Annotated in this window: 22 protein-coding genes and 2 tRNA genes; 12 read left to right on the top strand and 12 right to left on the bottom strand. The window is 62.2% G+C overall.

The genetic code is table 11. The features are described 5' to 3' along the window. Positions 1-29: 29 nt before the first annotated feature. From AC5ZGW_RS24930 to AC5ZGW_RS24915, 4 genes are all read right to left on the bottom strand, one after another. A complete protein-coding gene (locus AC5ZGW_RS24930) occupies positions 30-1,295 on the bottom strand; it encodes a CaiB/BaiF CoA transferase family protein (RefSeq protein ID WP_463327886.1) in 1,266 nt (421 codons plus the stop codon). A 1-nt stretch (position 1,296) separates the two neighbouring features. Then, entirely contained in the window at positions 1,297-2,094 is a 798-nt protein-coding gene (locus AC5ZGW_RS24925; protein ID WP_245475072.1) for an enoyl-CoA hydratase/isomerase family protein, read from the bottom strand. 156 nt (positions 2,095-2,250) lie between these two features. After that, entirely contained in the window at positions 2,251-3,153 is a 903-nt protein-coding gene (locus tag AC5ZGW_RS24920) for a glycosyltransferase family 9 protein (protein WP_165435570.1), read from the bottom strand. Between the two features lie 360 nt (positions 3,154-3,513). Then, complete coding sequence (locus AC5ZGW_RS24915) at positions 3,514-4,458, bottom strand: LysR family transcriptional regulator (RefSeq protein WP_130229863.1); 945 nt, start codon at positions 4,456-4,458, stop codon at positions 3,514-3,516. Between the two features lie 152 nt (positions 4,459-4,610). On the opposite strand from AC5ZGW_RS24915, the gene AC5ZGW_RS24910 reads away from it, so the two are divergent. Together AC5ZGW_RS24910 and AC5ZGW_RS24905 are read left to right on the top strand one after the other, a co-directional pair. Then, entirely contained in the window at positions 4,611-5,714 is a 1,104-nt protein-coding gene (locus tag AC5ZGW_RS24910; RefSeq protein ID WP_130229862.1) for an oxidoreductase, read from the top strand. 265 nt (positions 5,715-5,979) lie between these two features. After that, positions 5,980-7,167 carry an amidohydrolase family protein gene (locus AC5ZGW_RS24905; RefSeq protein WP_165435569.1) on the top strand — a complete coding sequence of 396 codons (1,188 nt, stop codon included), beginning with the start codon at positions 5,980-5,982 and terminating at the stop codon, positions 7,165-7,167. Positions 7,168-7,361: 194 nt separating this feature from the next. Here AC5ZGW_RS24905 and AC5ZGW_RS24900 read toward each other — a convergent pair. Further along, positions 7,362-7,447 (bottom strand) — tRNA-Tyr (locus tag AC5ZGW_RS24900). A 206-nt stretch (positions 7,448-7,653) separates the two neighbouring features. Here AC5ZGW_RS24900 and rlmB point away from each other — a divergent pair. Beyond that, positions 7,654-8,478, top strand: a complete 825-nt coding sequence (rlmB, locus tag AC5ZGW_RS24895) for a 23S rRNA (guanosine(2251)-2'-O)-methyltransferase RlmB (protein WP_207231145.1) — start codon at positions 7,654-7,656, stop codon at positions 8,476-8,478. Positions 8,479-8,566: 88 nt separating this feature from the next. Here rlmB and AC5ZGW_RS24890 read toward each other — a convergent pair whose 3' ends face one another. The 3 genes from AC5ZGW_RS24890 to AC5ZGW_RS24880 form a co-directional block, all read right to left on the bottom strand. Continuing rightward, positions 8,567-9,007 carry a hypothetical protein gene (locus tag AC5ZGW_RS24890; RefSeq protein WP_130229859.1) on the bottom strand — a complete coding sequence of 147 codons (441 nt, stop codon included), beginning with the start codon at positions 9,005-9,007 and terminating at the stop codon, positions 8,567-8,569. Between the two features lie 123 nt (positions 9,008-9,130). Next, on the bottom strand, positions 9,131-9,607 hold the full coding sequence (locus AC5ZGW_RS24885; protein WP_130229858.1) for a hypothetical protein: 477 nt from the start codon (positions 9,605-9,607) through the stop codon (positions 9,131-9,133). 160 nt (positions 9,608-9,767) lie between these two features. Further along, a complete protein-coding gene (locus AC5ZGW_RS24880) occupies positions 9,768-10,463 on the bottom strand; it encodes a HoxN/HupN/NixA family nickel/cobalt transporter (protein ID WP_130229857.1) in 696 nt (231 codons plus the stop codon). Positions 10,464-10,679: 216 nt separating this feature from the next. Between AC5ZGW_RS24880 and AC5ZGW_RS24875 the strand changes: the two genes are divergently transcribed. The 8 genes from AC5ZGW_RS24875 (at position 10,680) to AC5ZGW_RS24840 (ending at position 14,993) form a co-directional block, all read left to right on the top strand. Then, positions 10,680-11,126, top strand: coding sequence for a hypothetical protein (locus AC5ZGW_RS24875; RefSeq protein ID WP_130229856.1), 447 nt, complete (start codon positions 10,680-10,682; stop codon positions 11,124-11,126). 123 nt (positions 11,127-11,249) lie between these two features. After that, positions 11,250-11,324 (top strand) — tRNA-Thr (locus AC5ZGW_RS24870). Positions 11,325-11,416: 92 nt separating this feature from the next. Beyond that, positions 11,417-11,569, top strand: a complete 153-nt coding sequence (locus tag AC5ZGW_RS24865) for a hypothetical protein (protein WP_165435568.1) — start codon at positions 11,417-11,419, stop codon at positions 11,567-11,569. Between the two features lie 44 nt (positions 11,570-11,613). Further along, positions 11,614-11,805, top strand: coding sequence for a hypothetical protein (locus AC5ZGW_RS24860; RefSeq protein WP_130229855.1), 192 nt, complete (start codon positions 11,614-11,616; stop codon positions 11,803-11,805). An 86-nt stretch (positions 11,806-11,891) separates the two neighbouring features. Beyond that, complete coding sequence (locus AC5ZGW_RS24855; protein ID WP_130229854.1) at positions 11,892-13,097, top strand: acyltransferase family protein; 1,206 nt, start codon at positions 11,892-11,894, stop codon at positions 13,095-13,097. Further along, positions 13,051-13,761 (top strand): SGNH hydrolase domain-containing protein, encoded by a 711-nt coding sequence (locus AC5ZGW_RS24850; RefSeq protein ID WP_130229853.1) that lies wholly within the window; start codon positions 13,051-13,053, stop codon positions 13,759-13,761. Before AC5ZGW_RS24855 ends, AC5ZGW_RS24850 begins: the two co-directional genes overlap by 47 nt. Positions 13,762-13,914: 153 nt before the next feature. Continuing rightward, a complete protein-coding gene (locus AC5ZGW_RS24845; RefSeq protein WP_496113974.1) occupies positions 13,915-14,340 on the top strand; it encodes a hypothetical protein in 426 nt (141 codons plus the stop codon). Between the two features lie 353 nt (positions 14,341-14,693). Continuing rightward, entirely contained in the window at positions 14,694-14,993 is a 300-nt protein-coding gene (locus AC5ZGW_RS24840) for a hypothetical protein (protein WP_051396658.1), read from the top strand. Here AC5ZGW_RS24840 and AC5ZGW_RS24835 read toward each other — a convergent pair. The 4 genes from AC5ZGW_RS24835 to AC5ZGW_RS24820 form a co-directional block, all read right to left on the bottom strand. Next, on the bottom strand, positions 14,970-15,209 hold the full coding sequence (locus AC5ZGW_RS24835) for a hypothetical protein (RefSeq protein WP_028163280.1): 240 nt from the start codon (positions 15,207-15,209) through the stop codon (positions 14,970-14,972). The two genes, AC5ZGW_RS24840 and AC5ZGW_RS24835, sit on opposite strands and share 24 nt — an antisense overlap. Before the next feature lie 151 nt (positions 15,210-15,360). Next, the gene (locus AC5ZGW_RS24830) at positions 15,361-16,077 is read right to left on the bottom strand and encodes an outer membrane protein (RefSeq protein ID WP_130231596.1); all 717 of its coding nucleotides are present in this window, start codon (positions 16,075-16,077) and stop codon (positions 15,361-15,363) included. A gap of 264 nt (positions 16,078-16,341) precedes the next feature. Beyond that, positions 16,342-16,770 carry a hypothetical protein gene (locus AC5ZGW_RS24825; protein WP_028163278.1) on the bottom strand — a complete coding sequence of 143 codons (429 nt, stop codon included), beginning with the start codon at positions 16,768-16,770 and terminating at the stop codon, positions 16,342-16,344. A gap of 211 nt (positions 16,771-16,981) precedes the next feature. Continuing rightward, a complete protein-coding gene (locus AC5ZGW_RS24820) occupies positions 16,982-17,260 on the bottom strand; it encodes a His-rich protein BRANT (protein ID WP_196237249.1) in 279 nt (92 codons plus the stop codon). Positions 17,261-17,557: 297 nt separating this feature from the next. On the opposite strand from AC5ZGW_RS24820, the gene AC5ZGW_RS24815 reads away from it, so the two are divergent. After that, entirely contained in the window at positions 17,558-18,094 is a 537-nt protein-coding gene (locus AC5ZGW_RS24815) for a tetratricopeptide repeat protein (protein WP_130231594.1), read from the top strand. The last annotated feature ends 648 nt before the right edge of the window (positions 18,095-18,742 follow it).

Raw genomic sequence — 18,742 nt, 5'->3', positions numbered from 1 at the left:
GTCAGCGTAGCTTGCCTGTTTTCGGTGGATCAGGCCGCCTGACCCGGCTCGGTCTGCGGCTTGACGGCGGTCTCAGGCTCAAGTGCGCGCCGATGTGTCACCAGTACGCCGGCTTCGCTCAAGCGCTTCAATTCAGCTTCGCTGACGCCGAGTTCGCCGAACACCGCGGCATTATGCTCACCTTGAAAGGCTGGAGTGCCGATCGGCGTCAGCTCTTCGGCCGAAAAGCGCCAGGGACGTCCAGGCAGGCGATACTGACCACCGCTGCGGTCGGAGACGTATTGCACGGCTCCCCAATAGTCGCTCCATTCCGATGCCGTCAGTTCCTTGATCGAGCGGATCTCGCCCATCGCGATCTTGGCTTCATCGAACTGGGCGTCCAAGGTCGCCATATCCGGGAAGGTCAGTATCCACGACTGGATGATCTGGTGAAGCGCACCGAAATTCAGCCGGCGCGCGGCCGCGCTGGAGAATCGCGGATCGTCCATCAGGTCCGCTCGGCGCATCGCGCGCAACCACGACGGAAAGGTCCGGCTTCCGACAATGCTGGTCGCGACCGTGAAGTGCTCGCCTTGCGGCCCGGTAAAGAACGAGCAATCGGTGGCACCAAGCACGGCGGGTTCGGCGCCGATATCATCGTCGGAAAGATCGACATGCGCCCGTTCGTTGACCGCGAGCAGCGTCGCAGCCATCGCGACATCGATGTACTGGCCGCGTCCGGACTTCTGGCGGCTGTTGAGCGCTGCCAGGATGGCGATCACAGCCTGCAGTCCGGCATAGACATCGGCGTGCGATAGACTGTCCGTGCGCGGCTCAGTCAGCGCACTCCCATAATGACGAACGCTGTTCTCGGTGAAACCTGCCTCGGCCTGCACCGTCGGCGCGTATGCCATCCGACTCCGCCACGGTCCTCCCTGGCCATAGCCGGTGATCGAGGCATAGATCAATCGCGGATTTCGCTTTGACAGAGTCTCATAGTCGAGACCGAAGAAACCCAGCGTGCCCGCACGGAAATTCTCGACGACGACATCGGCCGTGTCGCAGAGCTTCAGCGCCAGCTCATAGGCACCGGGCACATTGAGATTGATGCTGACATTGCGCTTGCCGGCATTCTGCTGCGCGTAATAGCCCGACATGCCGTCGCTCGATGGAAATGCAAAGCGCGAGACATCCGGGCTTGGCGGCTCGATCTTGATGACCTCGGCACCAAGATCCTGCAACGTCCGTGCGCATAACGGGCCGGCGAGCACACGGGAGAAGTCGACAACACGGATTCCGCTTAAAGGGCCGCTCATGTCAGCGCCCCGCGAATTTTGCGAGGCCCGGGCCATTCTTGCGGAATGACGCGAGACCGGTCTTCAGGTCTTCCGAGGTCCAGATCGGCGCCTGCACCCTCGCCATCGCCTCATCGGCAGCAGCGACACCTTCATTGACCGCGATGTACGCGAGTTGCTTGGTGGCCGCATGCGCCACGGTCGGACCCTGCGCGAATTCTTCCGCAAGCGTCATCGTGGTCTGCTCCAGCGACTCCTCCGGAACCGTCAGATTGATCAGCCCCCACTTCTCCAGCGTCGGCGCGTCGTAGCGCCGCGCCAGCATCGACATCTCCTTGGCGCGCTGAGCTCCGATACGCTGCACCTGCCGCTGGATTCCGCCGAGCAGAGGATGCAGCCCGAGCGTCGCCTCGACCGATCCGATCTTTGCCGAAGAGGCGGCGATGATGTAGTCGCAGGAGAGCGCAAGCTCGAGTCCGCCGCCAAGGCAGACGCCGTGAACGCTGGCGATCAGCGGAATTGGCAACAACTCCATGAAACGCAGGAACTCGACGCCGTTGAGCCGCCTGTTTTCGCTGGCCTGATCAGCGGCACCCGCGGCGACCCGCTTGTCGAAGATATCCAGATCCGCGCCGGCAGAGAAATGGCGCAGTCCGCTGCGGATCACGATAGCGCGGCTGCCGACCCTCTGGGCCGCCTCCACCTGCTCGACAAGCGCATTGATGAGCTTTGGGCCGAGCAGGTTGTACGGCCGATAAACCATGGTCAAAACGGAGATGTTGCCGCGCTCTTCGCGCGTCACGAGCACGTCCTCGGACAAAATTGCCTCCTGTGTGTCGGCGCTGCTTCGCAATGGCCGTATTCTCGTTTCGGAGAACACTACATCATGACTTGCATTTTGCAAGTCACGAGTCGTTGTCCGATGACGGCCTTGGCGCGCGGGCGCTCCAGCAGGAGGCAACTCATAGATGGAGTTCTATGATCCACCGCCTCCGAATGAGCGTTGCGCCTCGTCTAACGCGCGATCCAGCCACCCAAGATCATCTCCGTTGGGAAACCAGCTCGACCTCGCCAGCGCATAGTCGTCCGGTCCGCGGGCGAATTCGATGCCACGCGGCAACCGAGACGACAACTCGAACGACAGGGTGCGAGGATAGTCACGCACGCGCCATTCGGGACGATGGGTCGGAAAGAACGCCAGGCACGCTACGCCGAAGGCATCGGCCAGATGCACCATCCCGGTGTCAGTCGAAATAATCCATCGCGCGTGACGCACAATGCCGCACAGTTCGTCGAGCGTGGCACAGGGCTCCAAATGAACGACTTTGCGGCTGAGTGCATCGGGGACGGTCCCTTGCGTCACGACGGGCCCGACCGCAAGCGCGCGTCGGAGAACATGCGCGTGGACCTCGTCCGGCATTTCGCGCAGTCGCATTGACGCCTTCGGGCAGACCAAGACATAGCCGCTTGGCAAGGCAGGTCGCGCCGGTCTGACCCGCGATGCCAGCCAGCTATTTCGTCGCCAGCCTGCCGGCACCTGCTCCGCCGCTACGCCGAGGCGTTGCAGGAAGAAATCGATCATCGCCCTGCACTGGAACTCCGGATCGAACGCAAAGTCGCGAATGTCGATGACGCGAGTAACTGCGTCACCAAGATCGATCGGCCGCGCAAACTCGGGAGAAAGCGTTCGAATATCGGCGAAGTCAGCGGCGGCGTGGACAGCTTCGACCATCTTGGAGAGACCAGGAAGCCGAAACAGTAGCGGCCGCGGTGGTACGACGCCGACCCGGATCGCCAACTGGAGTGCCTGCAGGCCGACGATCGCGTCGCCAAGCGCGCGTCCGAATCCGTTCAGAATCCCGACGGTGGCCGATGCCATCATTCAAACCCAAACGCTCAGAATCGCGCTGTCGCCGATATTCTCCGCCTGGCCCGCAGGCTGCTCCGGACCATGGTTCGAAGCTGTTACGCGATCGTGTCGTGAATCATTCAATCGGGTTGCGACTGTAACCAGTAGAGAGCGCGGGCTGAGCGACGCTAGCTGACTATTGGAAGACCATCTCAGTCTGCAGCCTTCACTCGCTGCCTGAGCGGATCGATATTTTCTTGAAGCATCGTCGTTGCAACAAACGCCACCGTCTGACAGCGCCGGATAGCTGCATCTTGTGTCAGCGCAGTTGCGGCTGCGTCATCAACATTTTGTGTGCCCGACCATGACCAATGGTACGCGTAAGCTCTGCTAGCCGAGATTCCGCAGCTCATTGAAGGTGTCGCCAATGCGGGCTCCTACCGAGCGAGTTCGTGCCGAGAGTTCGATGAAACGGCTCTTGAGGGCGCGTATGCATTCGTGAACTCGCGGTGGTGTGTGCTTGCGGGAGGGATATACGGCCCAGACACCAAGTTCGTCAGGGAGGGTGCGGTCCAGGTCGATCTGTTGGAGATCGCCATTGGACAGCCCCTTCCAGACATCCCAGTAACTCAGCATTGCGATGCCCAAGCCTTCGATACAGGCGGAGCGAACAGCGTCAACACTGTTGGCTGAAAACGATCCGTCGATCCGGACACGATGTAGTTCGCCAGCGATCTGAAACGGCCAGGTCTCCATAGCGTGCAGTTTCAGGCAAGTGTGGCAGGCCAGATCGTCGATCGATGACGGCTTCCCGTGACGCGCGATGTAGGAAGGTGCCGCACATACGACACGCGGATTGTACGCCAGGTGCGCGGCGATCATGTCTGAAGACACGAGAGGCGATACCCGAACGGCAAGATCCAGACCAGTTGCGGCGAGATCCATGACACCGTCCGTCAAAGTGACGTCGGCCCGAAGAAGTGGGTTGTCGGCAAGCAGGCTCGTTACTACGGGGACCACGATCGAGCGGCCGATCAGACTAGGAGCGGTCATCTTCAGCATCCCGCTCACGCCGCGTTCCCCGGATCCTATCGACGCCAGCGCCGTCTCCCTGGCTTCCAGCAAGGCGTTCGCATGCGGAAGAAAGGCCTCGCCGTCCGGCGTGAGAGCGAGAGAGCGCGTGGTGCGATGAAAGAGGCGAACACCTAGTTCAGCCTCCAGCGCCGCTAGCCTTCGGCTAACCAGCATCGGCGTTCCGCCCACCTGTCGCGCCGCGGCAGAAAGACTGCCGGCGGCCGCTATCGTGCGGAACAGGGCGACGTTTGCTAGGTCCATACTGTAACACTAATCGATAAAGTGATTATCGACCAGCTCGGCTTCTGCGCTTTCTCGGCCTGAGCTATTTCCGTGTGCAGAGCTGGTTCGCCGTCAAAAGATGGGCCGCAGCTCATTTGGCGTCACGTCCGCGCCGGATGGAGACCTGCACAATGTACGCTGATAGCGAGGCGCTTTTCGCGCCTGTTGATATAAACGGCAGCACTGTCAAGAACCGCATTTCCGTTGCACCGATGACGCGCGTCAGTGCCACGGAGGACGGCCGAGCTACCGAAACCATGTCCCGCTACTATGAGCGGTTCGCGCGGGGCGGTTTCGGGATGGTCATCACAGAAGGCATCTACACCGATCAGGCCTTCTCGCAGGGTTATATCCATCAGCCCGGCATCACTGATGATGAACAGGCCAATGCCTGGAAGCCGGTCGTAAGGGGCATCAAGACGCACGGCGTGCTGGCGGTCGCCCAACTCATGCACGCCGGGGCAATCAGCCAAAGCAATTGCTTTCGCGAAAATCCGGTCGGGCCGTCCGCAATCCAGCCCAAGGGCCAACAGATGCAGTTCTACCACGGCAACGGCGCCTACGCTGTGCCCGCCGCGCTCACGGAAGAGCAAATCACCGACACCATCGCTGGTTTCGGCGCCTCGGCTGCGCGGGCAATCGAGGTGGCCGGATTCGACGCCGTGGAAATCCATGGCGCCAACGGCTATCTGCTCGACCAATTCTTGACGGACTATGCCAATGAACGAACGGATCGCTGGGGCGGCGCCATCGAAAATCGCGTGCGGCTGATCGTCGAAACCTTCAGGAAGGTTCGGGCGAAGGTCGGGGCCGCGGTGCCGGTCGGGGTCCGTATATCCCAAGGCAAGGTGAACGACCACTTTCATAAATGGGCCGGTGCCGAGCGCGACGCCGAAGTCATCTTCGGCAGCCTCGCCGATGCCGGAGCTGACTTCATCCATGTGACCGAGTTCGAAGCGTGGAAGCCCGCTTTCGGCGAGCAAGGCCCGTCCTTGATGCACCTCGCCAAGCGCTACGCCTCAAAGGCGACAATTTTAGCCAATGGCAGCTTGCATAATATTGGGCAGGCAATGGCAGCACTAGACCATGGCGCCGATATCGTGACGATCGGCCGGGGTGCCCTCGCGAACCCGGACATGCCGAACCGTCTGTCGATGCGCCGCGCGCTCAACGAGTTCAATCCCGCGATCCTCGCACCTATAGCGAACATCAAAGCGAGCGAGCTCGCGATGTAGGTATCTGTCGCCTCCCTGGACTGACCGAGGAGGGCTCTCTGGTTGGTGGATGGCCTAGGTGAGGCTGTCGGCTTTCCGCCATTCTTTCCGTTCCCCATCCACACCATCAAGGAGGCAGCAAATGGCCAAACGCAACATTCTATTCCAGGGCGCGACCATCCTGACCATGGATGAGCGCGTCCCTAACCTCACCACTGGCGACATCCTCGTTCGTGGCGATCACATCGAAGAGATCGCTCCGAATATCCAGGTCGACGAAGCGGAGGTGATCGATGCCAAGGGATGCATTATCCTGCCCGGGTTCATCGATGCCCACCACCATGTGTGGCTGGGGGTGCAACGTCGGGTAATGCCCGATTGCGCCGACCTCTTCGCTTACATCGACCTCGTTGCCGAGAAGATTGGCTCGAAATATCGGCCGCTCGACACCTATCTGAGCACCAAACTGACCGCCCTGGCGTCGTTGGACGCTGGCATCACGACCCTCCTCGACGCCGCGCATAATACCCGCGGCCCTGAGCATAGCGACGCTTCACTCGACGCGCTTCGCGATAGCGGCATCCGCGCGCTGCACATGGTTGGCGCTCCGATGGACAAGCAATTCACCGACGGCCATCTGCCAGGGGACCTGAAGCGCCTCGCCAAGAGATGGAACCATGCATATGGCCTCGTGCAGGTCGGCTATTTCGGACATCTCAAGTTCAAGCTGGACGAGTTCGAAGTCGCCCGGAGGCTGGATATGCGCGTGCTCTTCGAGATGGTCGGCGATTACAACAAACTTCCCCCTGAATTCGCGAAACCTGGTCTGCTTGGGCCGCACACCATTTTCAATCACTGCGCACGGCTCCCGCAGGACACATGGAAGGTATTCGCCGAGGCCGGCGTCAACGTGACGGTCAACCCGCGTTCAGACGTATTGTTCGGCTTCGACGACGAGCGCTTCGCCTATCAAGAGGCGATCGACCACGGCTTTAAGCCCGGGTTGGGCATCGACGTGGAAACCACCTACGGCAGCGACATGTTCGGCGAGATGCATGCCCTCTTCCATCAGCAGCGTGCCGCGATGCGCTACCGTGTGCTGCGCGGCGAGCCGAACGTTCCAGCGCCGATCACAGTCGAGGCCGTGTTGCAGGCCGCCACCGTCAATGGCGCGCGCGTCACCGGTCTCGAACACGCGATTGGCACGCTCGCACCCGGCAAAAAGGCCGATCTGATCATGGTGCGTACCGACAGCATCGCGGTCTTTCCGGTCACCAACGCCGTTGCGGCGGTCGTGCAGGCGGTCGAGCGTTCCGATATCGACACCGTCATGGTGGCTGGCTCCTTCCGCAAGCGCGGCGGCAAGCTGGTCGACGTTGACGTCCCCAAACTGCGCCGCGACGTCGAGGCCTCGCGCCAGTGGCTCGCGGAGGTCAGCGGCCACCATCCCGACCTGTTCAAGACGACAGCCTGATCGCCCACGTCTGCGGCGGCGCGGCGGATAGACCGCGCCGCCGGGCGCTTTCGCCGAGAGGCTACGCCGTCCGAGAACGCGAATAACGACGACCTTGGAAAAATGATGATCGAGACACTCGACCAAGAAGCGAGGATAGAATGCCCAAGGGAATTTTCTGCAGCTTCGGCGTTGATCGTCAGGCCTTAACATGATGGTGGGGGAGGCAGGACTCGAACCTGCGAAGCCATGCGGCGGCTGATTTACAGTCAGCTCCCTTTGCCACTCGGGACACTCCCCCGTCCCAACAGCGTCGGACGCCACCCGCCCTTGGTGGCAGCGGACAGGTCAATCGGTGACGCTGGTGACCGTGGGACCCGTCGGGGTGCACGGCCGGCGCGTTTATGTGCGAAGGGAGGTGGCAAAGTCAACCAAGGGAAGCCGTTAATCGGCATCCTTTTGCCGGCAAAATTGCCATTGTCCGGAACCCGTGACACAACGCCCCTGATGAGCGATCGTGACCGCAAGCCCCCGTTCCGCCGCGGCGGGGCTAAACCATTCGAAAAAGGGCGAAAATCGGCCGGGCGGCCGGTTTGGCGCAGCCGTGATTCGGATGCCGACGGCCCGGTGATTCTCTACGGCTGGCATACGGTTTCGCTGGCGTTGGCCAATCCGGAGCGCCGGATTCGCAAGCTGTTCGTAACCGAGAATGCGGCCCGACGGCTCGCCGAGGAAGGGATTGACACCCGGGTGCCCCCGGAGCTCGTCCGCCCCAGCACCATCGACCAGCGTCTCGGGCCGGATGCGGTGCATCAGGGGCTGCTGGTGGAGGCCGATCCCCTGCCCTCGCCCGATATCGATACGCTCGAGCCCGAGGGCATCGTGCTGGTGCTCGACCAGATCACCGACCCGCACAATGTCGGCGCCATCCTGCGCTCGGCCGCGGCCTTCGCGGTGAGGGCGATCGTCACCACCGCCCGCCACAGCCCCGAGGCGACCGGCGTGCTCGCGAAATCGGCCTCCGGCGCGCTGGAGCTGGTGCCGCTGGTCACCGTGCAGAACCTCGCCCGCGCGCTGACCGCATTGAACGAGCGCGGCTTCCTGACCGTCGGTCTCGACAGTCAGGGGAGCGAGGATCTCAGCCAGGTCGCGCTACGGCAGCCGCTCGCGCTGGTGCTCGGTGCCGAGGGCAAGGGATTGAGACAGCTGACGCGGGAGACCTGCAGCGTGGTGGCGCGGCTCGACATGCCCGGCGAGATCAAGAGCCTCAACGTCTCGAACGCCGCTGTGCTCGCGCTCTATATCGGCGCAAGCCGGCTTGGCCTGATGTAGAGCGTCTTCGAGCGAAGTAGCTCGAGGCAAATGAAAGCGCCCGCTCGCACGAGGCGAGCGGGCGCCAATTTCAAGAGCGCCTATCAGATCAGTAGTAGCGGCGCAGCACGCGCTGACCCTGGTAATATTGCGAGTGGCCGTAGCGATAGTGCGAACGATAGTAGCGCGGACGCAACGGACGATAGTACGAGACTCCGCTCTCGCGATAGGTCGGAACCGGCGCCCAGTTACCCGGGCCGGTATAGGTCGGCCCCTGGTTGACATAGTAGTATTGCTGCTCCGGATCCGGGAGCCGCTGGGTGACCCAGCCATAGCCAACGCCACAGCCGCCGCAGCCGGAAGTGTAGTTGTAGCTCACGACCGGTGCGGAATAGACCGGCGCGGCGTAGACCGGCGGCGCGCAGGGGCTGGCATAATAGCCATAAGAGCCGCACGGTGAGCACGAGCCGTACCCGTACCCGCACGCCATTGCGGGTGCCGCGGCCATGACCGCGACTGCCGCGACCATTCCTGAAATCATCTGACGCATTACTCTACTCTCTCCTGTTGGTGTGTTCTTATTGGCTCATCTCTTTGTTTGAGCATGATCTCCGCGCAAACGCTTAGCGTTTGTCGCGAGGGAAAACCGGTTTCCACTTTTCCGGATCATGCCCTAGCGCGGAATTCTCGGCGGCCGGCGGCGATGGTCGCCTGGGGACTGGTCATACTGCGGCGCATAGATGATGGGCGGCGCATCGACCGGCGGATTGGACTGCGCCGGCAGCGGCATCGACTGCGCGGACCAGGATTGGTGATAGCTTTCGGCCGGCTTCGGCAGGCGCCGGTTCGACGGCGGCTCGATCTCCAGTCGCCCATAGCCCGGCATGTGGCCGAGGCTCGGATAATAATGGCCGACATTGGGCTCGGGATCGATGTAACGCCCACCATAGATGGTCGGCTGCACGTGGACGTTCTTGCCAAGACCCCATTCGCCTTCGATCACGGCATAGGAAACGTCGATGCCGTTGATGATGATCGGCACGCCCCGCCGATAGGGAACGACGATATCGAAGCCGCCGCCGGAGCCGCCACCGGCAAAGGCCGTTGACGTCATCGCCAAAAGAATCCCTGCTGTAATGCCAACGCGCATTGGTTGCCTTCCTGTCTCGTTCAGCAACCTAATCGAATGCGCGCAGCCAAAGGTTAAAGCGACAGGCCAAACTGCCGGTAAGCCTAACGCGTGAGCATGCCGGCTCGCTCAATTGCGGGCGATCGTGGTCAGCATTTGTTAACGCCGTATGCGCGGGCGCTTACACCAGCAGTGTTTCGACGATGGTGTTGATACCGATCGCGATGGTCACGAGCCCGACCGCGCCTTGCAGGCCGCGATTGGCCCAGGTGAGCCAGCGCGCGGAGGCCGCGATCGGCACTGCAATCACCGTGGACAGCGCGCCCATGCCGATCATCGAGCCAATCCCGAACAGCGCGACATAGCCCAGTCCGACGATCGGGCTTGCGGCCTGCGACACCGCAAGCACCAGCAGCGCCGCAGAGCCGGCCATGCCGTGCATCAGGCCGACCAGCAGCGTGCGCCAGCGAAAGCCGTGCGCGTGGACATGCGTCGCGGCACGATGCGGCGTCGTCTCGCCGGCATGGCTGTGGGCGTGGAAATGCACCGTGCCGTCGCCGTGGCCATGGCGGTGGAAATGGATGCGGTCGCGCCACAGACGCCACAGCACGTGGACGCCGAGCCCGACCAGCATGATGCCGACGGCCCCTTCGATCGGCTGCGCCACTGTCTCCGGGATCGCGTGTCCGAGCAGGATGGCGGCACCCGCGAAGCAGAACAGCGTCAGCGTGTGGCCGAGTCCCCAGGTCAGCCCGTGCCTGACGATGTCGCCGATATGGGTCCGGCGCGCGGCGATGCTGGAGACGGCCGCGATATGGTCGGGCTCGAGCGCGTGCTGCATGCCCAACAGAAAACCAAGTCCCAGGATTCCAAACATTCCGCCCCGTCCGCTCGATGCCCCTATTTGACACGAAGTGGCAGCCCTTGTCAGGCCACTCCTTCCACAATCGGCGGCGTATCAACGTCCGCGAGTACCACTCTCTTGATGCGCTTGCTGCGATCACTTGGGTTTGAAATCGTGTGAACAGGATCGTTGGAACAGGCCCGCCGCGCGGCCGCTTGGTGTCGATTGCGACTTCAAGGAGAATCTCACATGAGACCACTCGCTATCGTCGGCACCGCCGCGCTGCTCGCTTCCGCCCTGGCCGCTCCCGCCGGGGCGCAACAGGTGATCTACAATCCCGGCTATTGCGCTCAGTTCTATCCGAACGCCAATTGCCAGAACCAAGGACCGGGAAATCCCTATACCGGCAGCTACCAGCAGCGTCGCGCCGCCGCCTATCAGTACAACAATGGCTGGAACAACAGCTACGCCCACTGGGACGATCGCGGCAGCTTCTGGCCGGGCAACGTGGCCGCCGGGGTTGTCGGAGGCGCCGTCGGCACGGCGGCGGCGGTTGCCACTGCGCCATTTGCCGGTTTCGATAACGGCTACCGAGGCGGCTACTACACCCAGAGCTACGCCGAGCGTAACGGCCTCGTCTGCACGCCCGGGACCTGGTTCCGCGGCGAGGATGGCCGCCGCCATCCCTGCCAGTAACCCAATCGACCAGTTGGGGAAAAGGTGGCCGCCCGGCCGCCTTTTTCCTGCACAGGTCTCGCCTGGCTGCCCTCAGGTTCTGGCCCTCCGCTCCCAAGTCTGATATGCGAGCGGCCGAAATCGGCCGGCTTAGCTCAGCGGTAGAGCAGCGGTTTTGTAAACCGAAGGTCGGGGGTTCAATCCCCTCAGCCGGCACCATCCGTTTCATCAAAGCGCCGTGTTTTGGGCCAAAATCGTTTCAATTATTTCCGTTGTCGGAGCGCGTATTTCAGCCGAACAGGATTTTAAGAATGGCTTATTTCATCTACGCCCGCGACGGCACCGGGCAGATCATCCTAAGACGCGAGAGCGAGGATGCCGCGCTGAAGAAGGCGCACGAACTCAAGGAGATGGGCTGGTTCGACGTCGAGATTCGACAGGACAAGAAGCCTGCCGCTGCCTGATGAACCTTTGCGGTTGGTGCCGGACATACGTTCGAGGTGCCCACATGTCCGACACGCAGCACTACCGGTTTCAATCCGAGCAAGCGAAGCGGCTGGCCTATCAGGTCGTCGATGCAGACGTTCGCGAAAAACTGCTCGAAATGGCCGATGAATATGACCGCTACGCCGACCTGATCGAAGCAAAGGCCGCCGAACGGCCGGCCGAGACGACCGCAACACCACTTCCCGCGAGCTAGGCGGGCCACAAACATTTGATACGTGATGAAGCGGGCCGCTGCCCGCTCTGGCGGCGTCGCCGTGGACCGGGTACATCATCCGCACAATGGCGCATCACGAAACGGCTTATCGGCCCGATATTGACGGGCTGAGGGCAATCTCCATTCTGCTGGTCGTCGGTTATCATGCTCAGCCTTGGCTGGTGCCGGGCGGCTTCATCGGCGTTGACGTCTTCTTCGTCATCTCCGGCTTCCTGATCACGCGGATCATCCTGACGAGGGTCGATGCCGGCACCTTCTCGTTCGCCGATTTCTATGCGCGGCGCGTTCGCCGCATCTTTCCAGCCCTCGTCATCGTGCTCACCGCGACCTATCTGGTCGGATGGTTCGCGCTGCTGCCCGATCAATTCACCCTGCTTGGCGAGAACATTGCCGCCGGCGTCGCCTTTGCGGCCAATCTGTTCCAGCTCAGGCAGACCGGGTATTTCGCACCTGCCGCCGCGGACAATCCGCTGCTGCATCTGTGGTCGCTGGGCGTCGAAGAGCAGTTCTATATCTTCTGGCCGCCGCTGATCCTTCTTCTCTCCGCAACCGCAATCCGCGGCCGATGGATCGCGGTCATCGCGCTGGCGTCGTTTGCGTTCAGCCTGAGCATCTTCTTCGGCTACGAGACCGTCGCGTTCTACTCACCGCTCACACGCGCCTGGGAGTTGCTCGCGGGCGGACTTCTTGCCCACCTGGTGCTCGTACGGAAGAGCGTTAGCTGGGACAAGCGGATCGGCGAGTATCTTGCTCTGTTGGGCCTTGCCGCGATCCTTGGCCCGGCGCTGCTGTTGGATCGCGCCAGCGCATTCCCAGGCCTCTACGCCCTGCTGCCGGTGCTCGGCGCGGTACTCCTGATCGCCACGCCAAATTCGGCGGTGAACAAGATGCTGCTGTCGAACCGGCCAATGGTATGGATCGGCCTGATCAGCTATCCGCTCTATCTCTGGCACTGGCCGGTCCTGTCCTATCTCGGCATTCTGCGCAACGGCGTGCCGAACGTGATGGAGATCTGGGCGGCGGTCGCCGTCTCCGTGATTCTTTCCTGGCTGACATTCCGCTTTGTCGAAATTCCGCTTCGCCACTACGACCGGGCAGTCAAGAGACTAGCGCTCGGTCTCGCGCTCGTCGGCCTTGCCGGTATCGTGACCATCGCCGCGGCCGGATTCGATTTTCGTTTTCCTGTGGAGGTGCAGGCGATCGCGCGGACCCAGGCGAAGGACAATGCGGGATTTAGCGAACAGGTGTTTCCTGGAAGCGCCGGGCGCTGAATTCAACGCAGACTGCATCGAGCAGGGAACGCTGCCGCTCGTATTTTTGTGGGGAGATTCGACCGCGGCCGCGCTCTATCCGGGCTTGAAGGAAGCAGAGGCTGCGAGCGGATCGTTCCGCCTGGCGAGGTTCAGCGCGCCGGGCTGCGCGCCGATCCTGGATTCGGGCGCGAACGCACGCTGCGACGAAGTCCATCGCACCGCCTTCGGCCTACTTCAGTCCGCGCATCCGGACGTCGTGCTGCTCCATGCGATGTGGGGCACGAACAACGATCTCGGCAAGCTGCACGAAACGATCGCGCGGCTGCGCGCCAGCAAGGTCCGGCGCATCGTCATCCTGGGTCCACTGCCGGTCTGGAAGCGAACGCTTCCCCATACGCTCGTCAATCACTACCGGATTTGGCACGAGATTCCGGAGCGGATCGCGGCGGGCGTATCAGGCTTGGACAACGATCAGCGGATGGAGGCTTTCAGCAAAGCCGAAGGGATCGAGTACATCTCTGCCTGGCATACGCTATGCAATGCTGCGGGCTGTCTGACGGGGATCGGGACCGATGCCAACCAGGTGCTGATAACCGATATCGTGCACCTCTCCGACGCCGGCTCGAAGTTTCTCATCAGAGCGATCGGCAAGGAATTGCTGCCGTCTCCACCGCGCCCGTGAGGACTTGCCATCACCCTGTTATGGTAAACGATCTCTTCCGATTGACGCGGTGTTACTCTTTTGTCACCTCGGTGGAAATTGGGACTGCCATAACTTGGGATGCTTGATTCCGAAGGCAACCTTTGCTGCAGTCGAGTAAGGCCGAGGTGTGCCATGAAATGGATGAAGGAACGCGATCTCCTGATCGCTCAGACAATGGCGTTCGTGCAATCGGTGACCGGCAAGAAGCCCGACGCCGAGTTGTTGTCGCCGGCCACCGAGACGACCGTCCGCGCGACCATAACCACCGCCGTGGTTAACGTCGAAGCCGTGCTCGCCGAACCTCCGCCGCTCCCGCTCGCCGTCCCGCCCAAGCCGGCTCAGACGATGCCTGCTCAGGCAATGCCCCCTGAAGCAAGGCCGTCTCAGGCGAAGCCGCCTCGGATCGCGGGTCTCGACCTCCCCGCCGATTTCCAGTCCGAAATCCGTGCCCGGGTGGCAAGCTTCCGCGCCCACCAGGAGCGGTTTACCCGGGAGCGCGAGGAATACTGCCGTGCCACCATGGCCAAGGTCCGCGCCACTCTGAGCGAGGGTACCTAGCCGCCTCGCTCCGCCGAATAGAATAGTCCCACAGGCTGTCCCGCCAGGTCTTTGCGGTCAGAGCCAGGCCCATACCAGCAGCATATTGGCCACAGAGGCGACCAACAGCGCCGCGGTGAGCGTGACATGCACGCGTTCGCTGGATGTGTGCAGAACCGTTGTCATGGCCTGGAGCATCCGGCGATTCTAGCACCGGAGTCTTGCGGATTCTTTTTTGGGGGATTCACCACTTATTAGGGACTCAAGACGGGGTGACGGACGCCCTCACCCGGGCGTGAAACAAGACGGTTGGCGGTGCTGAAACCCGGGGGCGGGGTTGGCGTTGACTGCCTTTGCGGAGCCACGAGCTAAGAATGCCGTACGCGCTATTTTCCAACGATGCCAAGCTGAGCAAGGCCTATCCGACCGAGGCGGATGTCTGGAAGGTCGCTCGGAAGAGCGGCCTGGTCGTCGATGTCGCCACGGACGAGGACAAGGCCGCCCCGCGTCCGGTCCTGGACAATGATTACGAGATCAGGCCCTGCCAGGCGGAACCGAACGAAGACCCCGCCAAGAACAAAGCCGATGCCGAACGCGAGGCGCGGAGCGAGCCGCAGCTCTCGCCGCCCGAGCCGCCGCAGGAAAAAGCCTTACGGCGTCGCGCTCACCAGTGAGGCCTGCTCCGAGGCCAGCGTCACGCACGCCTTACGCCTGTGCAGTCCCCTGATCGCGCCGGTGACCTTGAGCACCTTCCCGACCCCGCAGGCCGGATCCTGGACAAAGGCGACCTCGTAGGGGGCGAGAATCAGCGGTTCGGATTTCAGCACGGTCTGGGCAAGGCATGGCGATATCGCCGCAGAAAAAATCAACGCTAACGCAAAAGCACGCATGTTCGTGTGTCCACCTCGCCCGGCGGCCGGCATAATAAACCATTGAGCGTGAAAGTTCCGTGCACCGCAAAAAATATTTTCTGCGGCGCCGGTAGCCCCGCAGCAAAAGGGCCGGCGGAAAGCCGGCCCTCGCCCCCGCGGAAACCCGCGGTCAGTATTTGGAAGCGACCGGCCCGCCCCAGCCGAAGCGGTAGTTCACGCCGACCTTGACCGTATGCTCGTCGTCCCGGAAGCGGGAGCCGACGATCTCGGCCGGACCGGAGGTGAAGGTCGTGTGGCCGAAATTGTAATACTGGTACTCGGCCTTGGCCGACCAGTTCGGCGCGAACATGTATTCGAGGCCTGCGCCAACCGTGTAGCCGTCCTTGCGGTTGCCGTCAGTCGTGAAGGGCTGCGGCACGCCAGCGAAGGCGACGCCGATATTGCTATTCTCACGCCAGGCGTAACCGCCCTTGGCGTAGAGCAGCGCCGGACCCCAGGTGTAGCCGAGCCGGCCGGTGACCGAGCCGAGCTGGTCGGTATTGCCCGTCACCACCGTTCCAGCGGGGAACACGAAGCCATTATTGCTGTTGCCCGGCAGCCAGCTGTATTGCGCCTCGACGCCCACCACCCAGTTCGGCGCGAATTGATAGTCAAAACCGCCCTGCACGCCGCCCAGGAAGCGCGCGTCGCTGCCGAGCAGATTGTTGCCGTCGGTGAAGCCGCCGCCGATATGGCCGCCGATATAGAAACCGGTCCAATTGTAAACCAACGCCGGCGCCGTATAGGCCGGCGGTGCCTTGGTATAGGGCCGTGCCGGCATGTCAGCCGCGAAAGCGGGGCCGGCGAATGCGGCCATGGCGACTGCGCCAAGCAAAAACTTCTTCATGGTACTTCCCCGTTCACTCCACGACGCGACATCAAACCAAACAACGTGACTTCAATTAGGTTGCTTTGGGGCACCGCCAGAGCATCACGTGTTCGTCACAGTGACAGCGCCGCAACACCCGCGGGTTCCATTGCATGGAAGAATTTTCCCTCCCGTTAATCCGGAGCCGGCCACCAGAACGGATGTCGGATCTGACTAAGCAGAGGTTCACCCCTCGCCGAAAAGTGATCCCATCCCGGTAACCCTGCGGCCACCGAGCCGCCGCTACCGCGACATCTTCTCCAGCTCAGGAAATGGCGCGTAGGTCGCGCTGGCGCAAGGCTCGGTAGCATTTTCCATCATGCGGTCGAGCCGGCCATCGACGTACACGATCGCGCGCTCCCGCGTCGGCCGATAGGCGCCGTCCGAGTCGCGGGCGCTGAAGCGCAGGCAGGTGACGTAGCGCTGCCGCCCACCGACCGTCCGCTGCACCGGCTCGGCCATGGCCGCGTCCCGTACGCCGGTGGGGTCGTTGAGATAGGTGTGCATGAACGCCAGGGTCTCGGCGCGGTAATTCTTCGGATACGGCTGGTCGGCGACACCGCGGTCATCGGTGAAGCTGATCGACCTGTTGTCGTCGCTGCTGAATGCGGAGCACGCCCCGAGCGCGATCGGCAACAGCAGGATTGCCGTAAGTCTTGCTGTCTTCGCCAAGTTCCTTTCGCCCCAAAGTCGACTGCGTCGGTCCCGGCAGTTTCTTAGACCGGCCAGCGGCGAAAGGGAATTCGCATCTAGGCGTCGCCTCAATGCACCATCCCACGGCCATTGGGGATGCAATGGCCGTGGGTGGGCCTGATATCCGCCGGCGCGGTGGGGCAATGTGGATCAAAACCGCGGCGGACGGACCAGTCGTGGAAGTCAGGATTCAGCCGCGCTTGGCGGGCCGCACGATGGGCTTGACCGCGACCTTCGGCGTGACATGCGTCTTGATCACACCGATGTGCTTGTGGTGGCCATGATGGCGGACGTAGCGCTGGTGCTTATGATGATGGCGCACCATCTTGGCGTTGGCATGCAGCGCCTTCGACTTCGTCAGTTCGGACTTGATCACCGGCGCCTGGGTCGTCTTGCCATAGTTGCCGGCAAACGCGGGCGCCGCCATCACGGAAACCGCAAGCAGCGCCGCGGAAATGGTCTTGAGCATGGTTGTCTCCTCTTCCAGGGATCGCTGAGACTTCCGGTCGGATGGCCGGGCTCGCCGATCAGTGATGACGACCTTAAGTCGGCGGCGCTGAACCCACGCTGAAACGCGCGGACGGAATTCGTTCATCTCCATGACATCCTGTTCATGTCCGCGACTGCGTTAAGTCCTGACCGGCGTCACGTCTGCGAGGCGTGAGTTTCAAAATGGCGTGCCGAAGCGGGAATGTTTCCGAGCACTGGGTGTTCAAGGAAACGGGCCGCGGTATAGGATCGCCGGGCTGACCATCAGGAGAGAGGCATGCAGAAATTCGCGATCAGGCTGTTGACGCTCGCCATGTTGTCGCTGACGCTTGCGGCAGCGCCCGTCGTTACCGCGGTCTTTGCCGCGCCGGATAACGATCCGCCCCCGCCGCCGCCCAAGGGCAAGAAGAAGTCGGAGATTCGTCCGAACGTCGAACAGGCCGCCTTCGAGAATGGCTATCACGCCGCCTATGCCACGATCTACGACCGCCACGATTATGCGAACGCGATCGAGCAACTGAAGGCCCTGCACCGCGACGACACCGCCGCGGTCGCCAACCTGATCGGTTATTCCTATCGCAAGCTCGGCGACTACAAGCTGTCGCAGGTCTGGTACGAGCGCGCGCTGAAGGCCGATCCGAACCACGTCAAGACCTGGCAGTATTACGGTCTGTGGCAGGTCGAACAGGGCAACCGCGACCAGGCACAGTATCATCTCAACCGCATCGCCCAGCTCGCAGGCACCAACAGCGAGGAATACCGCTCGCTCGCCGCCGCGCTGGAAAAGCCGCCCGGCACCGGGCTGGTGTATTGAGGCGGTAGTTGCCGTGTGACGGGCAACGGCGCACGCGCCGTGCCCTTCAGTTTCTGTCGCGCTTCACACCGGTGTCGTGCCTGCCGGGGCATCGCGCAGCGATGAGCCCGGAATCCATCGAGCCGCGGGTGCAGGTGGAGAAATGGATTCCGGGCTCGCGCTACGCGCGCCCCGGAATGACGACGGTGGGGCTTGTGGCGAAACAGCTTCGCCAAAAATAAACGCCACCGAGCGCAATGAGTATTGCTTGGTGGCGTTGGTCGTCACTGGGCCCTGAAATCCCCAGCACTGAATTGGTCAGTGCCGCACGTCATCAGGTTCAATCACGACTCTCAAAAACGTGAGTTTTGCATCAGCTAAATGATGCGCGTCATACGACAGAAGCGCTGCCGATCACGCGAGACGGCAACTTCAAGTAAGCTGCAAAATATTGTCACGTCCCTTGCGCGATGAATGCGACGACCCTCATCCCGAGGAGCCGCGCAAGCGGCGTCTCGAGGCATGGCGCGGGTGAGATCGAGGCCTCATGGTTCGAGACGCGCGAAGACGCGCTCGTCACCATGAGGGTCTCCTAGGCTGTGTGGACTCTTGGGATTCTCAAATCAGACGGAACGTGATTCAAGGCTTTCTTTTAGGAGGAAGCCTTGG

Source organism: Bradyrhizobium sp. Crot121 (assembly GCF_059512385.1).
This window is presented reverse-complemented; position numbering and strand designations above follow the sequence as displayed.

What these genes read in the sequence shown, in the direction of transcription:
- AC5ZGW_RS24930 (WP_463327886.1), bottom strand. Translation starts at nt 1,295, where the DNA reads ATGAGCGGCCCTTTAAGCGGAATCCGTGTTGTCGACTTCTCCCGTGTG.
- AC5ZGW_RS24920 (WP_165435570.1), bottom strand. Translation starts at nt 3,153, where the DNA reads ATGGCATCGGCCACCGTCGGGATTCTGAACGGATTCGGACGCGCGCTT.
- AC5ZGW_RS24915 (WP_130229863.1), bottom strand. Translation starts at nt 4,458, where the DNA reads ATGGACCTAGCAAACGTCGCCCTGTTCCGCACGATAGCGGCCGCCGGC.
- AC5ZGW_RS24910 (WP_130229862.1), top strand. Translation starts at nt 4,611, where the DNA reads ATGTACGCTGATAGCGAGGCGCTTTTCGCGCCTGTTGATATAAACGGC.
- rlmB (WP_207231145.1), top strand. Translation starts at nt 7,654, where the DNA reads ATGAGCGATCGTGACCGCAAGCCCCCGTTCCGCCGCGGCGGGGCTAAA.
- AC5ZGW_RS24890 (WP_130229859.1), bottom strand. Translation starts at nt 9,007, where the DNA reads ATGCGTCAGATGATTTCAGGAATGGTCGCGGCAGTCGCGGTCATGGCC.
- AC5ZGW_RS24885 (WP_130229858.1), bottom strand. Translation starts at nt 9,607, where the DNA reads ATGCGCGTTGGCATTACAGCAGGGATTCTTTTGGCGATGACGTCAACG.
- AC5ZGW_RS24880 (WP_130229857.1), bottom strand. Translation starts at nt 10,463, where the DNA reads ATGTTTGGAATCCTGGGACTTGGTTTTCTGTTGGGCATGCAGCACGCG.
- AC5ZGW_RS24875 (WP_130229856.1), top strand. Translation starts at nt 10,680, where the DNA reads ATGAGACCACTCGCTATCGTCGGCACCGCCGCGCTGCTCGCTTCCGCC.
- AC5ZGW_RS24865 (WP_165435568.1), top strand. Translation starts at nt 11,417, where the DNA reads ATGGCTTATTTCATCTACGCCCGCGACGGCACCGGGCAGATCATCCTA.
- AC5ZGW_RS24860 (WP_130229855.1), top strand. Translation starts at nt 11,614, where the DNA reads ATGTCCGACACGCAGCACTACCGGTTTCAATCCGAGCAAGCGAAGCGG.
- AC5ZGW_RS24855 (WP_130229854.1), top strand. Translation starts at nt 11,892, where the DNA reads ATGGCGCATCACGAAACGGCTTATCGGCCCGATATTGACGGGCTGAGG.
- AC5ZGW_RS24850 (WP_130229853.1), top strand. Translation starts at nt 13,051, where the DNA reads ATGCGGGATTTAGCGAACAGGTGTTTCCTGGAAGCGCCGGGCGCTGAA.
- AC5ZGW_RS24845 (WP_496113974.1), top strand. Translation starts at nt 13,915, where the DNA reads ATGAAATGGATGAAGGAACGCGATCTCCTGATCGCTCAGACAATGGCG.
- AC5ZGW_RS24840 (WP_051396658.1), top strand. Translation starts at nt 14,694, where the DNA reads ATGCCGTACGCGCTATTTTCCAACGATGCCAAGCTGAGCAAGGCCTAT.
- AC5ZGW_RS24835 (WP_028163280.1), bottom strand. Translation starts at nt 15,209, where the DNA reads ATGCGTGCTTTTGCGTTAGCGTTGATTTTTTCTGCGGCGATATCGCCA.
- AC5ZGW_RS24830 (WP_130231596.1), bottom strand. Translation starts at nt 16,077, where the DNA reads ATGAAGAAGTTTTTGCTTGGCGCAGTCGCCATGGCCGCATTCGCCGGC.
- AC5ZGW_RS24820 (WP_196237249.1), bottom strand. Translation starts at nt 17,260, where the DNA reads ATGCTCAAGACCATTTCCGCGGCGCTGCTTGCGGTTTCCGTGATGGCG.
- AC5ZGW_RS24815 (WP_130231594.1), top strand. Translation starts at nt 17,558, where the DNA reads ATGCAGAAATTCGCGATCAGGCTGTTGACGCTCGCCATGTTGTCGCTG.